This is a genomic window from Rhizobium sp. AN80A (assembly GCF_030053015.1).
Classification (GTDB): domain Bacteria; phylum Pseudomonadota; class Alphaproteobacteria; order Rhizobiales; family Rhizobiaceae; genus Rhizobium; species Rhizobium metallidurans.
In genome coordinates this window covers 856,712-871,047 of the sequence record NZ_JASJPX010000002.1, presented here as the reverse complement: position 1 = coordinate 871,047, position 14,336 = coordinate 856,712, and the positions used below count along the sequence as shown (strand labels likewise).

The 14,336-nt window shown below is 58.2% G+C and carries 17 protein-coding genes and 5 pseudogenes; 11 read left to right on the top strand and 11 right to left on the bottom strand.

Annotated elements, in window-relative coordinates:
* The first annotated feature begins 143 nt into the window (after window positions 1–143).
* From P3R82_RS10690 to P3R82_RS10680, 3 genes and pseudogenes are all read left to right on the top strand, one after another.
* A pseudogene (locus P3R82_RS10690) lies at window positions 144–1,044 on the top strand (SDR family oxidoreductase).
* Complete coding sequence (locus P3R82_RS10685; RefSeq protein WP_283193816.1) at window positions 951–2,675, top strand: glycoside hydrolase family 15 protein; 1,725 nt, start codon at window positions 951–953, stop codon at window positions 2,673–2,675. Before P3R82_RS10690 ends, P3R82_RS10685 begins: the two are co-directional and overlap by 94 nt.
* A complete protein-coding gene (locus tag P3R82_RS10680; RefSeq protein WP_283193815.1) occupies window positions 2,669–2,824 on the top strand; it encodes a hypothetical protein in 156 nt (51 codons plus the stop codon). The genes P3R82_RS10685 and P3R82_RS10680 overlap by 7 nt, the downstream gene beginning before the upstream one ends.
* A gap of 54 nt (window positions 2,825–2,878) precedes the next feature.
* On the opposite strand, the gene P3R82_RS10675 is transcribed toward P3R82_RS10680, so the two are convergent.
* Genes P3R82_RS10675 through P3R82_RS10660 form a run of 4 tightly spaced genes read right to left on the bottom strand, consistent with a single transcriptional unit; the run spans window position 2,879 to window position 5,165 of the window.
* Window positions 2,879–3,175, bottom strand: coding sequence for a DUF2934 domain-containing protein (locus P3R82_RS10675; RefSeq protein WP_111563681.1), 297 nt, complete (start codon window positions 3,173–3,175; stop codon window positions 2,879–2,881).
* A 43-nt stretch (window positions 3,176–3,218) separates the two neighbouring features.
* Window positions 3,219–3,404 (bottom strand): hypothetical protein, encoded by a 186-nt coding sequence (locus P3R82_RS10670; protein WP_111563680.1) that lies wholly within the window; start codon window positions 3,402–3,404, stop codon window positions 3,219–3,221.
* Between the two features lie 31 nt (window positions 3,405–3,435).
* On the bottom strand, window positions 3,436–4,245 hold the full coding sequence (locus P3R82_RS10665) for a Ku protein (protein ID WP_283193814.1): 810 nt from the start codon (window positions 4,243–4,245) through the stop codon (window positions 3,436–3,438).
* Window positions 4,246–4,256: 11 nt separating this feature from the next.
* Complete coding sequence (locus tag P3R82_RS10660) at window positions 4,257–5,165, bottom strand: Ku protein (protein ID WP_111563678.1); 909 nt, start codon at window positions 5,163–5,165, stop codon at window positions 4,257–4,259.
* Here P3R82_RS10660 and P3R82_RS10655 point away from each other — a divergent pair.
* A complete protein-coding gene (locus P3R82_RS10655) occupies window positions 5,164–5,361 on the top strand; it encodes a hypothetical protein (RefSeq protein ID WP_112950055.1) in 198 nt (65 codons plus the stop codon). The genes P3R82_RS10660 and P3R82_RS10655 overlap by 2 nt on opposite strands.
* A 30-nt stretch (window positions 5,362–5,391) precedes the next feature.
* Window positions 5,392–5,598: a hypothetical protein gene (locus P3R82_RS10650; RefSeq protein WP_111563676.1), complete on the top strand. Its 207-nt coding sequence runs from the start codon at window positions 5,392–5,394 to the stop codon at window positions 5,596–5,598.
* Between the two features lie 1,011 nt (window positions 5,599–6,609).
* Here P3R82_RS10650 and P3R82_RS10645 read toward each other — a convergent pair.
* Together P3R82_RS10645 and P3R82_RS10640 are read right to left on the bottom strand one after the other, a co-directional pair.
* Window positions 6,610–6,942: a metalloregulator ArsR/SmtB family transcription factor gene (locus P3R82_RS10645; protein WP_283193813.1), complete on the bottom strand. Its 333-nt coding sequence runs from the start codon at window positions 6,940–6,942 to the stop codon at window positions 6,610–6,612.
* A 119-nt stretch (window positions 6,943–7,061) separates the two neighbouring features.
* The gene (locus P3R82_RS10640) at window positions 7,062–7,625 is read right to left on the bottom strand and encodes a threonine transporter RhtB (protein ID WP_283193812.1); all 564 of its coding nucleotides are present in this window, start codon (window positions 7,623–7,625) and stop codon (window positions 7,062–7,064) included.
* A gap of 119 nt (window positions 7,626–7,744) precedes the next feature.
* Between P3R82_RS10640 and P3R82_RS10635 the strand changes: the two genes are divergently transcribed.
* Window positions 7,745–7,957: a hypothetical protein gene (locus P3R82_RS10635; protein WP_111563672.1), complete on the top strand. Its 213-nt coding sequence runs from the start codon at window positions 7,745–7,747 to the stop codon at window positions 7,955–7,957.
* 185 nt (window positions 7,958–8,142) lie between these two features.
* Here the strand turns inward: P3R82_RS10635 and P3R82_RS30285 are convergent, their stop codons facing one another.
* Both P3R82_RS30285 and P3R82_RS10625 read right to left on the bottom strand, forming a co-directional pair.
* On the bottom strand, window positions 8,143–8,628 hold the full coding sequence (locus P3R82_RS30285; protein WP_349294059.1) for a hypothetical protein: 486 nt from the start codon (window positions 8,626–8,628) through the stop codon (window positions 8,143–8,145).
* Window positions 8,629–8,675: 47 nt separating this feature from the next.
* Window positions 8,676–8,958, bottom strand: a pseudogene (locus P3R82_RS10625) (DUF2249 domain-containing protein).
* Between the two features lie 215 nt (window positions 8,959–9,173).
* Between P3R82_RS10625 and hemN the strand changes: the two are divergent.
* Together hemN and P3R82_RS10615 are read left to right on the top strand one after the other, a co-directional pair.
* Entirely contained in the window at window positions 9,174–10,526 is a 1,353-nt protein-coding gene (gene hemN, locus P3R82_RS10620; protein ID WP_283193811.1) for an oxygen-independent coproporphyrinogen III oxidase, read from the top strand.
* 122 nt (window positions 10,527–10,648) lie between these two features.
* The gene (locus tag P3R82_RS10615) at window positions 10,649–10,849 is read left to right on the top strand and encodes a hypothetical protein (RefSeq protein ID WP_283193810.1); all 201 of its coding nucleotides are present in this window, start codon (window positions 10,649–10,651) and stop codon (window positions 10,847–10,849) included.
* 174 nt (window positions 10,850–11,023) lie between these two features.
* Here the strand turns inward: P3R82_RS10615 and P3R82_RS10610 are convergent.
* The 3 genes and pseudogenes from P3R82_RS10610 to P3R82_RS10600 all read right to left on the bottom strand — a co-directional run.
* Window positions 11,024–11,224, bottom strand: a pseudogene (locus P3R82_RS10610) (protein norD); the annotation flags it as partial.
* A gap of 427 nt (window positions 11,225–11,651) precedes the next feature.
* Window positions 11,652–12,031: pseudogene (locus P3R82_RS10605) on the bottom strand (nucleotidyl transferase AbiEii/AbiGii toxin family protein); the annotation flags it as partial.
* Between the two features lie 597 nt (window positions 12,032–12,628).
* Window positions 12,629–13,069: a pseudoazurin gene (locus P3R82_RS10600; protein WP_283193809.1), complete on the bottom strand. Its 441-nt coding sequence runs from the start codon at window positions 13,067–13,069 to the stop codon at window positions 12,629–12,631.
* 202 nt (window positions 13,070–13,271) lie between these two features.
* Between P3R82_RS10600 and P3R82_RS10595 the strand changes: the two genes are divergently transcribed.
* From P3R82_RS10595 to P3R82_RS10585, 3 genes and pseudogenes are all read left to right on the top strand, one after another.
* Entirely contained in the window at window positions 13,272–13,535 is a 264-nt protein-coding gene (locus tag P3R82_RS10595) for a PepSY domain-containing protein (protein WP_111563667.1), read from the top strand.
* 3 nt (window positions 13,536–13,538) lie between these two features.
* On the top strand, window positions 13,539–14,105 hold the full coding sequence (locus P3R82_RS10590; protein WP_283193808.1) for a cytochrome b/b6 domain-containing protein: 567 nt from the start codon (window positions 13,539–13,541) through the stop codon (window positions 14,103–14,105).
* Window positions 14,102–14,254 (top strand): annotated as a pseudogene (locus P3R82_RS10585) (DNA-binding response regulator); the annotation flags it as partial. The gene P3R82_RS10590 and the pseudogene P3R82_RS10585, both read left to right, overlap by 4 nt.
* Between the last annotated feature and the right edge of the window lie 82 nt (window positions 14,255–14,336).

Below are 14,336 nucleotides of genomic sequence, written 5' to 3'. Positions count from 1 at the left end.
CGGGATTGTCCACGTCAGCGGCGCCCGTGCGGGCACGACCGTGTCAGGCCGACCCAAGACCGCACGTGAATACCTTGGGGCGGGCGGAACCATCCTCGCCGACGCAAATTCTAGGTGTGTCTCATTAGGAAAGGTGTCCGCTCATGGCTTCCGCCAACCAGTTCGATATTCAAGATCCCCTTACTCAGTATCCGCGCCCCGAGTTTGCGAAGCAGCCGCAGCCCGTTCCGGGCCTCGCCAAAAAGATGCAGCCCGTCCCCGACCACGGGGAGCGGACCTATAAGGGTCTTGGCCGCCTGAAGGGCCGAAAGGCACTCATCACGGGCGGCGATTCCGGTATAGGTCGCGCCGCGCGCCATTGCCTATGCGCGCGAAGGGGCCGACGTCGTCATCAACTATCTTCCCGAGGAACAGTCGGACGCCGATGATGTCGTTAAACTGATCGAGGCCGAGGGTCGAAAGGCCGTGGCCATTCCCGGTGATCTGAAAAGCGAGGAATTTTGCAAGGAGCTGGTATCAACGGCGCATCGCGAACTCGGCGGCCTCGATCTGATTGCAAACGTCGCCGGACGCCAGAAGGCGATCGACAGCATCGAGGATTTGACCACGGAGCAATTCGACGACACGTTCAAGACCAACGTCTACGCGCTCTTTTGGATTTGCAAGGCCGCCTTGCCGTTGTTGCCGGCCGGCGCGACGATCATCAACACCGCGTCGATCCAGGCCTATCAGCCGTCGGAAACGCTCCTTGACTATGCGCCGACCAAATCCGCCATCGTGGCGTTTTCCAAGGCGCTCTCCAAACAGGTCTTGCCAAAGGGCATCCGGGTCAACGTCGTCGCCCCAGGGCCTTTCTGGACGCCTCTTCAGACCTCGGGCGGCCAGACCCAGGACGTGATCCAGAAGTTCGGAAGCGAAGTCCCGATGAAGAGGCCCGGACAGCCGGCGGAATGCGCGCCGATCTACGTCTTCCTCGCCTCGCAGGAATCGAGCTACATCACCGGCGAGGTGTTCGGCGTGACAGGCGGCAACACGCTGCCCTGATGCTGACGTCCCTGACCCCTCGACGATCCGACGACTTTCTCCCGCTGGAGCACTACGCCGCCATTGGAGACGGCCGCTCGGTCGCGCTCGTTGGAGCGGATGGATCCATCGACTGGTGGTGCGCGCCCGACATGGACTCACCGCCTCTCTTCAACAGACTGCATGACGCGTCGGGGGGCAGGTTCTCGATCACGCCAACGGAGCCTTTCCGCATCGAGCGGCGCTACCGTGAAAGCAGCAACGTGTTGGAGACGGTTTTCGTCACCAGGACCGGCTCGGCGCGTGTCACGGAATCGCTGAATAGCGGCGTGGCCGGGCGTCTGCCCTGGTGCGAGTTGGCGCGCCGGGTGGAAGGCCTTTCTGGTCATGTCGACCTCGAAATACGTCTTGAACCGATCCGCGCCGCCGGGCCAGCGCGCCGCGTCAATCATCCGAATGCCGACATTCGCTATATTGGCGATCTCGTGACCACATTCCGCCACGATCCGGAACTCGAGATCACCGTGGACGAGGATGCACGCACCATTGCTCGATGGACGGCGCACGCTGGCCAACGGACGTGCCTTGCGCTTCTTGTGTCGGATCGAGCACCGCTGGCTATCACAGCCCTATCGGACATTGACGCCCGTATCGATTTAAGTGACCGGGAATGGCGTCGGTGGGCGGGCCAGCTCACCTATGACGGGCCTTTCGCCGATGACCTTAGGCGATGCGCCTTGTCCTTGAAGTTCCTCGTGTTCTCGAAGACGGGAGCGATCGCCGCGGCCGCGACCTCGGGACTACCCGAGCAAATTGGCGGCGACAAGAATTATGATTATCGCTATGCCTGGGTCAGGGACGCCGCCTATACCATCAAGGCATTGCTGCGCGCCGGCTCTCTCGAGGAACCGATAGCCGCGTTCGGTTGGCTCGTCCGGACCCTTGGCAACGACGGGCCGCGGCCCCGGGTCGTCTACACCTTGGATGGAGCCGAAGTCCCCGACGAGAGGATCATCGATGTTCCAGGCTACAAGGGCTCTCGCCCTGTCAGGACGGGCAACCGTGCCAAGGAGCAGGTTCAACTGAGCTGTTATGGCGATATCCTCGAGACCGCCGCGCTATTCGCCAGGATGGGGCATGTCATCGATCCCGATGCCGCCAGGCTGCTGACCAAGCTCGCCGATCAATGCATGGAGCGATGGAAAGTCAAGGATTCCGGCATCTGGGAGCTGGAGGACGAGCAGCATTACACCTTCTCCAAGATCGGCTGTTGGTTGGCCCTGTCAAAGGCCGCGCAGCTCGCTCAAGACGGTCACATCGCCGGAGACGCGGACAAGTGGAAGCGCGAGAGTGAACGCGTGAAGGCTTGGGTGGACGAGAATTGCTGGTCGGAAAGACTGCAGGCGTATACATGCCACGCGGGATGCGAAACGCTTGACGCCTCGCTTTTGCTCACCACTCGGTTTGGCTTCGAGCATGACGGAAGACTTTTTAAGACCCTTGTCGCGATCGAGCGCGATCTTGCCGTGGGTCCCTTGGTGTACCGCTTTACCGGCGCCGACAGGCAAGAGGCGCCTTCGTCGCGTGTTCTTGCTGGCTGGTGGAGGCCTACGCGTTCCTGGGCAAGGTGGACCACGCCGAGGCCTTGCTGAATACCCTCTTGGAGAAGCTCGGGAATAATTTCGGCATCCTCACGGAGGAAATCGATCCGGTGACCGGCGAGGGATTGGGCAACCTTCCGCAGGGGCTGAGCCATCTTGCCCTGCTTCACGCGATATTCTCGATCCAGGAAAACCGATGATCGGTCTCCTGGGGGCGACCAGGACGCCGTCCCCAAGATAAGGTCTGAAGCCAGTCAAGGTCCCTCGGTTTTTCGAACCTTTCTCCTGGCCGATTCCCGGCCAGTGGTGATCTCCACGACTGGCGCCGGGGATGAAGTCGCCTGTCGATCAGCTGGAGCATCGCGACGCTTGACCTCATCCTCGCGGTCATCCTCGTCGATCAGTTCCTGGAAGGTTTCGTGCGTGTCCTCGCCGGCAAGCTCGTCGGCGGCTTGAAGCCAGTGTCGCAAGTCCGCGCCCTCTGGCTGTCCCTCGTCAATCCAGATTTGATAGGCGCGCGTCCTGATTTGCTCTTGCAGGTCCTGTCCCATGAATGCTTCCCTTGGCTAGGCTAAATTTTCGCGCGGCGACAGGCTAAACATCGCCACGAGGCAGTTTTCCGGACGCGTCCTTCATTCCCTCCTTCGTGTCCTTGGCGACCTCGGTGTCATCCTCCACCGATTTGCCTCGCCCGGCTCCGCCTTGATGCCCGCCAGCCTGCGGCACGGGTTCTTGCTCGCGCGATGGAGTTCGGTCCGAAAAATTCTTGTCGCGTTCCATTGTCTTCTCCATGCTTGCGCCGCTTTCGCGGCTATCCGGCCTTTCGGCCCTTGATTTCAGCATTAACGCTCTTTCGAAGCGCGTCCATGATGTTGACGACATTGGACGCTGGCGCCGAGGCTGCCTTGCCCTTCGTTGCCTTTCTCGGCTTCAGGAGTTTCTTCTTTTCGGCGATGAGCTTCAGCAAGGCCTCCTGTATGGGATCGCTCACCATGTCGGGCGACCATTTGGCGGATTTCTTCTTGATCAGCTGCTGGACCAACGGAACAAGGTCGGGGTCGGCTTCCTCGTCAATGTCCTCGAAATAGCCTTCCTCGGGGCGAACCTCGTCACCAAAACGCAGTGTCCAAAGAACAATCCCCTGGTCGCGGGGTTCCAGGACGACGGCGCGTTCTCGACGGCCGATGACAAGTTTCGAGACGCCGAGAACCTTATCCGCCTTCATGGCATCACGAATGACCGCGAAGGCCTCGTTGCCGACGGCGTCGTTGGGCATCAGGTAGTGCGGCTTTTCCAGATAGATCCATTCGATGCTGTCGGCCGGCACGAACTTCTCGATATCGATGGTCTTGACGGTGTCGAGCGCGACGGCGTCAAGGTCATCGTCCGTCAGGATAACATAGTCGTTCTCGCCACGGGCATAACCCTTGGCCTCGTGTTCGTCCTTGACCGGTTTTCCGGTGACGGAATCGACATATTGTGAAACAACCCGATTACCCGTCTCCCTGTTGAGGGTATGAAAGCGAACCTTCTCGCTCTCGCTCGTCGCTGGCGTCATCGCGACCGGACAGGTGACCAGTGAAAGCTTGAGATAGCCCTTCCAATAGTACTTCTGAGCCATGATGGATGTCCTCAACTAGCCTTTCGATGGGAAGCGGATTTCGCCGCCCCGGCGTTTGACGCCGATCCGCGCGTGGCGCGCTGACGACCCGCGCCAGCATTGGCATTGGCGGCCGTGCGTTTGGGCTTGTCCGCCGCCGCCTTCAACAGACCGGCGCTCTGGCGAAGTGCGGCGAGCAGGTCGTTTGGCTTGGAGACCGCGACCTTTTTCGGTTTTGGAAGCGATCGTCCCTCGAGCTTGGCCTTGACGAGCTCGGCCAGCGCCGCTTCGTAGCGGTCCTCGAACGCCGCCGGATCAAACGTGCCCTTCTTCGTGCCAATAATGTGTTTCGCTAGGTCAAGCATCTCGCCCTCGACCTTGATCCTGGGCATCTCCTCGAACGCCTTTTTGGAGGACCTGACCTCGTAATCGTAATTCATCGTCGTCGCGATCAACCCACGACCATGGGGCCGGATGAGGACGGTTCGCATCCGTCGAAAGAGGATCGTCCTCGCGATCGCCGCGACCTTGGACTTCTTCATGCCGTCGCGCAGCGCCGCGAAGCCTTCTCCGCCCATCTTGTCGGGGGTCAGATAATAGGGCTTGTCGAAATAGACGTCGTCGACGTCGGAGCAGGGGATGAAGGCCTCGATTTCCAGCGTCTTGTTGCTTTCGGGAATGGTCGCCGCCACCTCCTCCGGATCGATGACTATGTATTGGCCATTTTCGATCTCGAAGCCCTTGGTCTGTTGTTCCTTGGCCACGAGCTCCTCGGTCTCGCTGTCGATGAAGACGCGATTGACCCGGTTTCCCGACGCCTTGTTGATCGTGTTGAACGTGATGCGGTCGGACGTGGAGGCCGCGGTGTAGAGGGCCACACCGAACGACACCTCTCCGAACTTGATGAAACCCTTCCACTGGGCACGGTGGCCAGCTGCCATGACGCATACTCCGAATCACCTGATTGGCGACTCAAGCATTGAGCGCGTGATTCGTTCCCTGCCGAAGCGAATCATTTTCAACGGGTTATCCCGGCTTTTGAAGAAGATGATTCAGGTCGAGACGTTCACCGTCGGTTGGGGCGCGAGTGGGGACCAGGTTGGCGACGATGCATCCATTTGCCCGTTCCAACGTTGAGCTGAAATGGCAAATGAGAGGAGGCTTACCATGAACGAGATGGCTGGGAAATTGCGGCTCAAGCTGGAGCAGCTGGTCGACGAGTTCGTCGTCACGGGCGTCGAGGCACCCGAGGTGCTATCGATGGTCGAGGCTGAAATCGCAAATATGAAGGCGCATTACGATCGCGACCCTGATCCCGTCGACGACCCAGATGTACCGGAAGAACCATCCAATGACTGGCCGGCCGCTTCCTGAGGCGGGCGCCATGCGGTCAGCCATGGACACGGTCTCCGGCTTCTCCCCGGGGATCGCTGCTCGCGACGAGGCTCGCTTCCGTTTTTCTCGAAAAAAGCCCCGCTTGTTGGGCGGGGCAAAACAAACCCATGAGTTCGAAGCGGCTTGAAAAGCCAGCTTCATTTTCACCTGAAAGTCGTCAATTTTCAACATTGATCCGTGCGCGCTAGCGTACCAAAGATCGATGTCGGCCATCCCTCGGCCTTGTGGCATGGTGGTAGGCAGACAGAGCCCGGTCATGGGCCATGTCCCGCCGCGATAAATCGGCCATGACTTGATGACGAACTCCGCCAATCCTTCAGTTGCGCTCGCGGTGGAACGTCCCTGAGCTTCAACGCGGCGCGTTCACCCAAGCTTGGATCTCCGTTGAGGCGGTCCCGAGTGGCTCGGAGCCGCGCGTGGCGAGGATCGTGAAGGCGCCACGCTTCACAATCGCTTCGCGCGGCAGCCAGCCAAACCGCTGCCATGGCTCGGGTGACAACGACAACTAATGTTGCCGCCATACGCCCAACGGGCAGGAGGTTCTCCCGGCCAATATAGGACCTTCGTCCGATGGCCGTCGGCCCATGTCGCTTTAGATTACCGCCAGCACCAGACGAAAGGAGATCCAATGCTGTGGTGGCTGATGATGGGTTATCTCGCGGTGACCTTGACGACAATGATCTGTCTACTTCTCATGGTCGCGCGCCACGTCTTGAACCTGAGGAAATCGAACCCTCGGGACGTCACGATCGCCGAGCAAGAGCATCGTGATGCGGAATCGATGACGCCAAACAGGTAACGCTTGGGCACACGGTTCACGCGATCGACCCCGCGAATTCGATCGTCGCGGGGTTGGAGCCAATTTGTGGCCAATGAAACCAGAAAGCCGCGCCGTGCCCGTTGGGATCAAATCTCGGGCGATGGCTCCGCGGGGTCGGCTCTATTACTCCCTAGCCAAGCACCACCCAGGACATCGATCAGTGTCGAGTGCTACGCTGCGGCCGGAGCGAGGTCGGAGAACCCGAACATGGACATCTGAATGCCGTAAGGGAAGAGGATGTCATTGACGAGGGCCAGGGCTTTCTCACTACGGTGATGCGACAGCGAATAGTAGATCGTCTGTGCCTCGCGGCGTGTCTTCACGAGCTGATGGCGTCTGAGGATGTTGAGATGCTGCGAGAGCGCCGGCTGGCTTATCCCTATGCACTCGGCCAAGTTGCTGACCGATGTTTCCCCGGCCGCCAACGCGCGGAGTACCGCGATCTGCCTGGCGTTCGCGAGCGCGGAGAGATACTCGACCAGTTCACTGTCGTCTGCGATCATCAGGAGTCCTCCAAATGGGATGACCGCGACATTAGTCGCATTGAAACTTTGGTCATTGATATAGCGCAAATTGCATAATCCGGCGGACTAGCGCAAATCGGGCGCTGTCTGGCCGCTAGTCACGTCAATACGCTGGTCGCCGAGACGGCGGAAAACGCCCAGAGGACCGATGAACCCAACCTCCTTGCGATCTCGGCTCGGCGGGCGCCAGTCCCGATGATCAGCCGACCCAACGCGAGCCAGATAGTCGATGTGCCGGATACAACGATCACAAGCAGCGCCAGGGTCAGCGGGAAGCGCCCACCATGAGCCGCTGGGATCATAGTGAGACCCATGACGAGCGACTTGGGGTTAAGGAGTGTCGTCACAAGAAGTCTCCGCGGGCCGACGATGCATGTCGTGGGAGTCTGCTGGTGGATCCAAAGGCGATATCCAAGGTAAACCACCCAACCTGCTGATACTAACTTTACCGCTTTTTCGATGATAGGATGGTCTTGTAAAATGGGAGCAGCCAAAAGCGCGATGGGAGCTGCGATTACCACGTACCCAAACACGACAATCGCGACGCGTTGAAGCACTCTCGCCGCTCCAAGTTCATCTGAACTCAGTGCCAGAACCGTGTTGGTCGGCCCCGGAAGAACGAGAAGCGCGAATGCTGTAAAGGCAAAAGCTAACGGTTCCATGGAATACTCCTCGTGATCTTTGCTTTCTCGCATCTGCATGCTGGCTGGTAATTGATCCAGATCAGTCGGGAACCATCCCAAGGAAGGTTCGTTTTCCAAGGTTGGGACAGGAGGTTCACATGCCGCCGCTCATCTCGTTCATCATCAGTCGCCTTGCCATCGGTTTTGCTCTTGGAGCCGTCACCGGACTGGCGATCTGGTGGGTTGGTTTCTCCGCTCAGTTCTCCGAAGGCGCTTCCGGCCATTGGATCGCTCAGCTCTTGTTCGTTTACGTGTTTGGAAGCTCGATGGCTGCTGGCTATCTCGCCACGGCGCTTTTCCAGGACGATTGAAGCCGCGAAATGTTCGTTTGTTGATATGTGTCATATGAGCATGGCGTGGTCATGGGCACAAAGTATGTGTTCGGCCCATTCCCCAATCAAAGCCGTTCCTTGGCCCGCCCTGGCAGGAGAGGGCGGACTAAGATCCGCCACATATATACCGTTGCAAGGGCTATCCTGGTGATCGTACTGACTTCTTAGGACGCGAAGGTCCCGAGAGGAGTGCCCGGGAAGATTGTTGCGGCCGATTGGTTCAAGCGAAACGTCGTAATCGAGTGGGAGCTTCTGAAGCTGATCCTCGCGACACGCCGCGTTTGCCATCCGGACAATTTGGAAAATGAGTGTTGGATGCGGGCGCGGCGCCAATTTGCGGTCAGATAGGAGCGCCATCGCTCCATACCAGTCTCGGCTGTTGGCGATCTGCCCCTGAAGTCGAAGCCGCCAGCCATACCGGCTAGTACCACTAGCCCGAACATGCCGTTCGGGAGTGTGAGCCCGGTCAAGACGGGTGTGAACTGGAGCAGCGCGCCAAACATCAGCAAGCCAAGCCAACCTATCGTCGTCGAGTGGACAGCAATCAAGGCGTTTGGCTCGGCGAAATCCATTGTCGGTACCCATGCCCCGACTGCCAACAGGCCTTCCGCGATCAGCAGAAAGGCGAGCGCGGCTGCGAAGTAGGACATTGTCCACCGCGACAGGCTCGTTCCTGTTGGCATCATCGACTTTCTCTTTAATGGCTGCCGCGGCAGCAGTCGCACCCGGCGTCCAGTCTGACGACCTCGACCTGCCAGACCTCGGGGCCCTGTTCGAGATACTCCCAGGAAACTTGCCCGGCAGGCCGGTTTCAAGCTGATACTGGAGCGGGCGCGGTTCGTGGTCGCTGGTGATGTGCAGCATGCCGCCAGGCGTCAGCGTGTGGAGCGTTCCAAAAATACGCGGGTGCCGCTCCGCTGGGGCAAGGTCCTTACATCGATGTGGTGGACTTGCCCTGCATTCGTTGCCGCGTCGGTCATTTGGCCGGATCCTTTTTGATCGCCGCGATTTCGTTCGTCGACGGCGGCTCGTCCAATGTTTGCGGAACATAAACCTGCGAGCGAAATCGGACTTTGATGGCGAACAAAGACGAATGAGCTTTCCGACAATCTCCAGCAAGCTTCATTGACATAAGACAAGGAACCCAACCGCTCCCGCGTGCATAAGGAGGCATGACCACCGCAAGGATTAGGTAATGTCAGACGCCTTGGTGAAAAAATACGGCGACACCCGGCTCCCCCGGTATACGAGCTACCCAACTGCCCCGGCGTTTGCGCCGACCATCGGTCCATCGGACTATGCGCGGGCCCTTGGTGAGCTTGACGTCAATGATCCTGTCTCATTGTATCTGCACATACCTTTTTGTAGGTCCATGTGCTGGTACTGCGGTTGTCACACGACGATTACCAAGCAAGACGCACCGATCCTCGACTACCTTGACGTAATGATGCGCGAGATCGAGCTCGTCACGGGATCGTCCAGGGATGTGCTGCCGGTTCGCAATGTTCACTTCGGCGGTGGTACGCCCACCATCATGCGGCCCGAAGAGTTTGCGACTTTGATAGAAAAGCTGCGCAGTGCGTTTCGCTTCGGATCTGACGCCAGTATCGCGGTTGAGATCGATCCACGGACGCTGTCCAGGGAGATGATCGGTGCGCTAGGTCGCAATGGGGTCAACCGAGCAAGTCTCGGTGTTCAGAGCTTCGATCCGATCGTGCAGAAGGCGATCAATCGCGTTCAGACTTTCAATGAGACAAAAAAAGCCGTGTTTGGGTTGCGCGCTAACGGTACCGAAAGCGTCAACTTCGATCTAATCTACGGTCTACCGTTCCAGACAGTAGCGTCATGCGTGGAGACGGTCGAAATGGCCGTCGAATTGCGACCCGATCGGTTTGCGGTCTTCGGGTATGCGCACGTACCTTCGTTCAAAAAACACCAGCGGCTTATCGACGAATCCTCGCTCCCAAACGCCGAGGAGCGAAATCGACAAGCTGAGGCGATCGCGCGCGCACTCGTTTCGGCGGGATACATGCAAATCGGTCTTGACCATTTTGCCTTGCCGGAAGACGGACTCGCCACAGCGTCCGGAGCTGGCGCCCTCCATCGAAACTTTCAAGGATACACCACTGACGATTGTCAGACCTTAATTGGTCTCGGAGCCTCTTCAATTGGCAAGCTTCCTTCAGGGTACTACCAGAACGACGTCGCGATCGGACGATACGCGGCAATGGTCTCGGAGGGCATACTGCCGACAGCAAAAGGCTATCGCCTGACTGAAGAAGATCGTTTGCGAGCCAGGATCATTGAAAGGCTTATGTGCGATTTCGAAGTCGATCTCGCCGAAATCGTCGATGGTTCGGGGTACGAGACGTCATTCTTGACCGAGAGGAACGAGCAACTCGCGAAGTTGGTTTGCGACGGCGTTGCCCTTGTGGACGGTACAAGGATCAGAGTTCAGAAGGATTCGCGGTTTCTCGTCCGGGCAGTGGCTGCGGCGTTCGACGCCTATGCTGGGGCCTTCGGACGTACACATAGCAAATTGGCTTGAGACGGATCGGGTGGCGTGCCAGATCCCGCCATTCAGCCATATGTCAGGAATCGCTACTATGTCATGTTCGCTTGGGGATTGGATGGCTGAAATAACTCGTGCCGCCAAATGGGAGGGAAGATATGTTCGTAGTTGGAGTGCTCCGCGATAACGGGGAAGAAGCGAATTTCCTGGCTAGCGCGCTCGCGATCGTCGCTGGTCGCCTTGTCGCTACCATCGAAAACTCACTGGCTGATTTCGATCTTTCCTCGGTTCTCGCGATAGCTTTGGTCGTCGACGAAAATAGACCTGTCATTGGCGTGCACTCGCACGAGGCTGCCTAGCAGAGCTCGGTTCGAACCGCCGTTGCGAGCCATTTGCAGCTGACACTGCACGTGGCTGCCGGGCGAGCTGGATCGAAGACGATCGAAGGCTTGCGTATCGATCGATCTACATCAGGTCGTAGCGCCAGCCGTAATGCTTGCACAGGGTCCCGGCAAAGAGTGGTGCCACCGTTATCAGGAGGTCAAATTCCTATAGATCGCCGGAAGCGCGACTGGTAGCCGTGCGACGTTTGCGACCAGCGCGGATCCTTGGCGTTCGAAGATCGCTGGAAGATGATCCTGCGCGTCTCTGTCGACCGTGACCGCAAAAACGGCTTGCCCGCGCCCTCGTGCCTCCATCACCGCCTTTCGGCAGTCTTCAAGAGCAAACCTTCCCCTCGGTCGACAAGGACGAGATCGATAACGTCCTTGATAGCAAAGCTTTTTGTGCAGTCACCGACCACTGCGAGAAGCTGGCCGTTGACCAACTTTAGATCTGTCGTCAGAAAGTTTCTTTCACTTCCGCTCTCGGCGATGGATAGTACAAACACGATGTTATTCCCAGTACAGAAGGTGATAATCAGGATATCATTGAGTAACTAACGTAGTCCTAAGTGCTTTCCTACGGTTTTCCATGATGTAATTTCCGCCTAGATTTTGTCGCATAATTGCTTCAGAGGCGCTGTTGGAGAGTTAAGTGAGGGGCTCGGTGACTATTATGCCTCGTTCCCAACTTCAGCGCTCTTCACGGTTTGAGCTCAGTTTACCTTCGAGGTGCACGGTCGTGAAATCATTAATCAGCACCTGTAGGTCTCGCATCGACAATGATCGGGCTCACGGTTTCAGAAATCCAATCCGGCAAGCGCTTGCGGACCTCGCTCGACCAGCGCTTCTCCTCGCTTCTGGTTTCCGGCAACGCCTGCTTGTTCTCGCCCACCAGATCGCGAGTGAGTTCGCGGATATCGTAGGTTAGGTCGACATCTTCCGAAAATCTGCGGATGGCGTTGTAGGCTTTCGAGAGGGACGTGCCCCGCCTTTGAAGAGGAGGTGGTCACCGAGCGCCGTTCCATAAAGGGTTTGAAGCGCCCAGACGACCCAGGCGTCCTTTTCCAGAAGATGGATCGGCCGCCCGGTCTTCTCCGCGGCGATCGCAAGAAAATCTCTCCGATCGTCCCGGGACAGCTGCAAATACTGTTCAGCCATAAGCGGCCTTTCCTACACTGCGGGCAAGCCAGCTGGGGAACTGAGGGGCGGCGGCAACGAGTCCCCCGAACGCCTCGGCGGAAAGCTTCCGCTTTATGCTCGGAAGTGCCTCTTCGGCCTTTTCCGAACCAAGCCATGCCATCGCGGCGAGACCACACTGCAATGCCCCACGAAGAGAAAAGAGGCTGAGGCGAGCGCAACGGCGATAGCGGTTCCTAACATTCTAGCCAGGCGACGCGTTCGCGACACGGCTGCAGCGACAGATATTGCCGCGAGGGAGAAGAGGCCGGCCATGAAGACGTTCGAGCCCAGCTCGGCGCCAAACGGTCGAAGCCCATCGAAGCTTAAGGATTCTCCAAGTTGGTCCAGACCGTGGTGGTAATATCCGGCGACGAAAAGCCCGCTGCCGATGATGATCAAGGCGACGGGGCGCTTAACCGGCGGGGATGAGGGGTCGAAGACCATGTTGAAAAAACCGCCACCGATAGCAAAAGCCACAACAAGAACCGGAGTTACATGCACGGCCCAGATCGCGATGTCGACATCATGCGTGTCTCCATGGCAGGGATTGCCTATTCCGCCATCCGAACGGGCGCGTTACTGAACCTGTGCCAAATCGGCGTCGAGACGCTTGCGAACCGGGTTAGGAACCTTGGCGGACTTGATTGCCTCGAGGTTCGCAGGCTTATCACCGACTTCGATCAGGGCGACCATGCCCATTCCCGCGTGGGGGGTGCACTTTACGACGTATGCGCCGGGTACATCGAACTTCGCCTGATACTGTTCGTTCGGCTTGGACTTGAATTCCGTAGCGCCTTCAGGAATGAGACCCTTGTACGTCTCCACATTGTGGCTCTTGTCCGTCGGGACGAAAGTCACGGTATCGCCCGACGCGATTTTGACAAAGCCGGGCTCGAATACCATGACGCCGTCGGCACCTTTGTTGAGAAGTTGGATCTGGTGATCAGCAGCCATCGAAGGGGCCGTGGAAGCAATCAAAGCTGCCGCGGCGGCGATCAGGCCAAGTTTCAAACGCATGGAAAGTCTCCTGTTTTCGGGGCCCACTTGGCCTCGGGAACAGTCTTATGCCATGTGCGGTTGTTGCTCTTTGACCCTCGTCAAATTGGAGGGAATGATCTTAAGCGAAGGGGAGAAGTCTGCGCCGGACAGGTAACAGACAGGAAACAAGCCTTACTGATCAGTTCGTCGCCCCAAGGGGTATGAAAAGGATCGAGACAAAATGATGAAATTGATTGTGGCAGCCTCACTCATCGCTTGCGCTCCGGCACTGGCGTTCGCGAGCCCGAGTTGCACGACGGAAGCCAAGTCGAAGTGGATGTCGCAAGATGCCATGAAGGCGAAGATCGACGCGCTCGGCTATAAGGTCAAGACATTCGAGATCACTGGGAACTGCTACGAGATCTACGGCAAGGACAAGGATGGGAAGCGGGCCGAGGTCTATTTTAACCCGGTCTCCGGTGACATCGTTCAGAAGGGCGACTGAGCCATGACGTCGGTCTCGTCGAAGAAGGAGGGCGGACCGCCCTCCAACATGTCGCCCGACACCGTCAAGGTATGGGATCCAGTGGTCCGCGTTTTTCACTGGACGGTGGTGGCAGCCTGCACACTGAACCTCTTTATCCTCGAAGAAGGAAAGTACTGGCATCGTATGACGGGATACGTGGTCGCCGTCGCCCTGGCTATCCGTTTAGTCTGGGGCTTCATTGGCACTAAGCATGCACGGTTTGCCGACTTCTTCCCGACGCCGCGAAAGGTCGTCGCCTATATCGTCGGCATTGCCAAGGGCAACGAGAAGCGGCATCTCGGCCACAATCCGCTAGCGTCCGTGATGATGCTCTTGCTCATGGGGCTGCTTGCGGCGACAGCGGTTTCGGGCTGGATGACGACGCTGGACGCCTTTTGGGGTGAAAAGTGGCTAGAGCAATTGCATGGCACGATCGCCAATAGCATTATGGTGCTTGTCTTCATCCACGCTGGCGCGGCGATAGTCGAGAGCTGGAGGCACCGGGAGAATTTGGTCTTGTCCATGGTAACTGGTCGAAAGAAGGCATGAGGATTCTGCTCGTAGAGGACAGCGCCAGGCTTCGAGACCTTCTGAGCGAGGCGGTCCGAAGCGAGGGCTGGAGGATTGACGCGTTCGAAACCGCACAAGAAGGTCGGCTGGCACTTCGAGACAGCGAATACGACTTGGTGCTCCTTGATTGCCGCGCGACGATCAACGTGGAATTCGAGCGACAATCAGGATGGGACTTTGCGGGTGGTGGGCGTAACGGAGTGAGGGCGT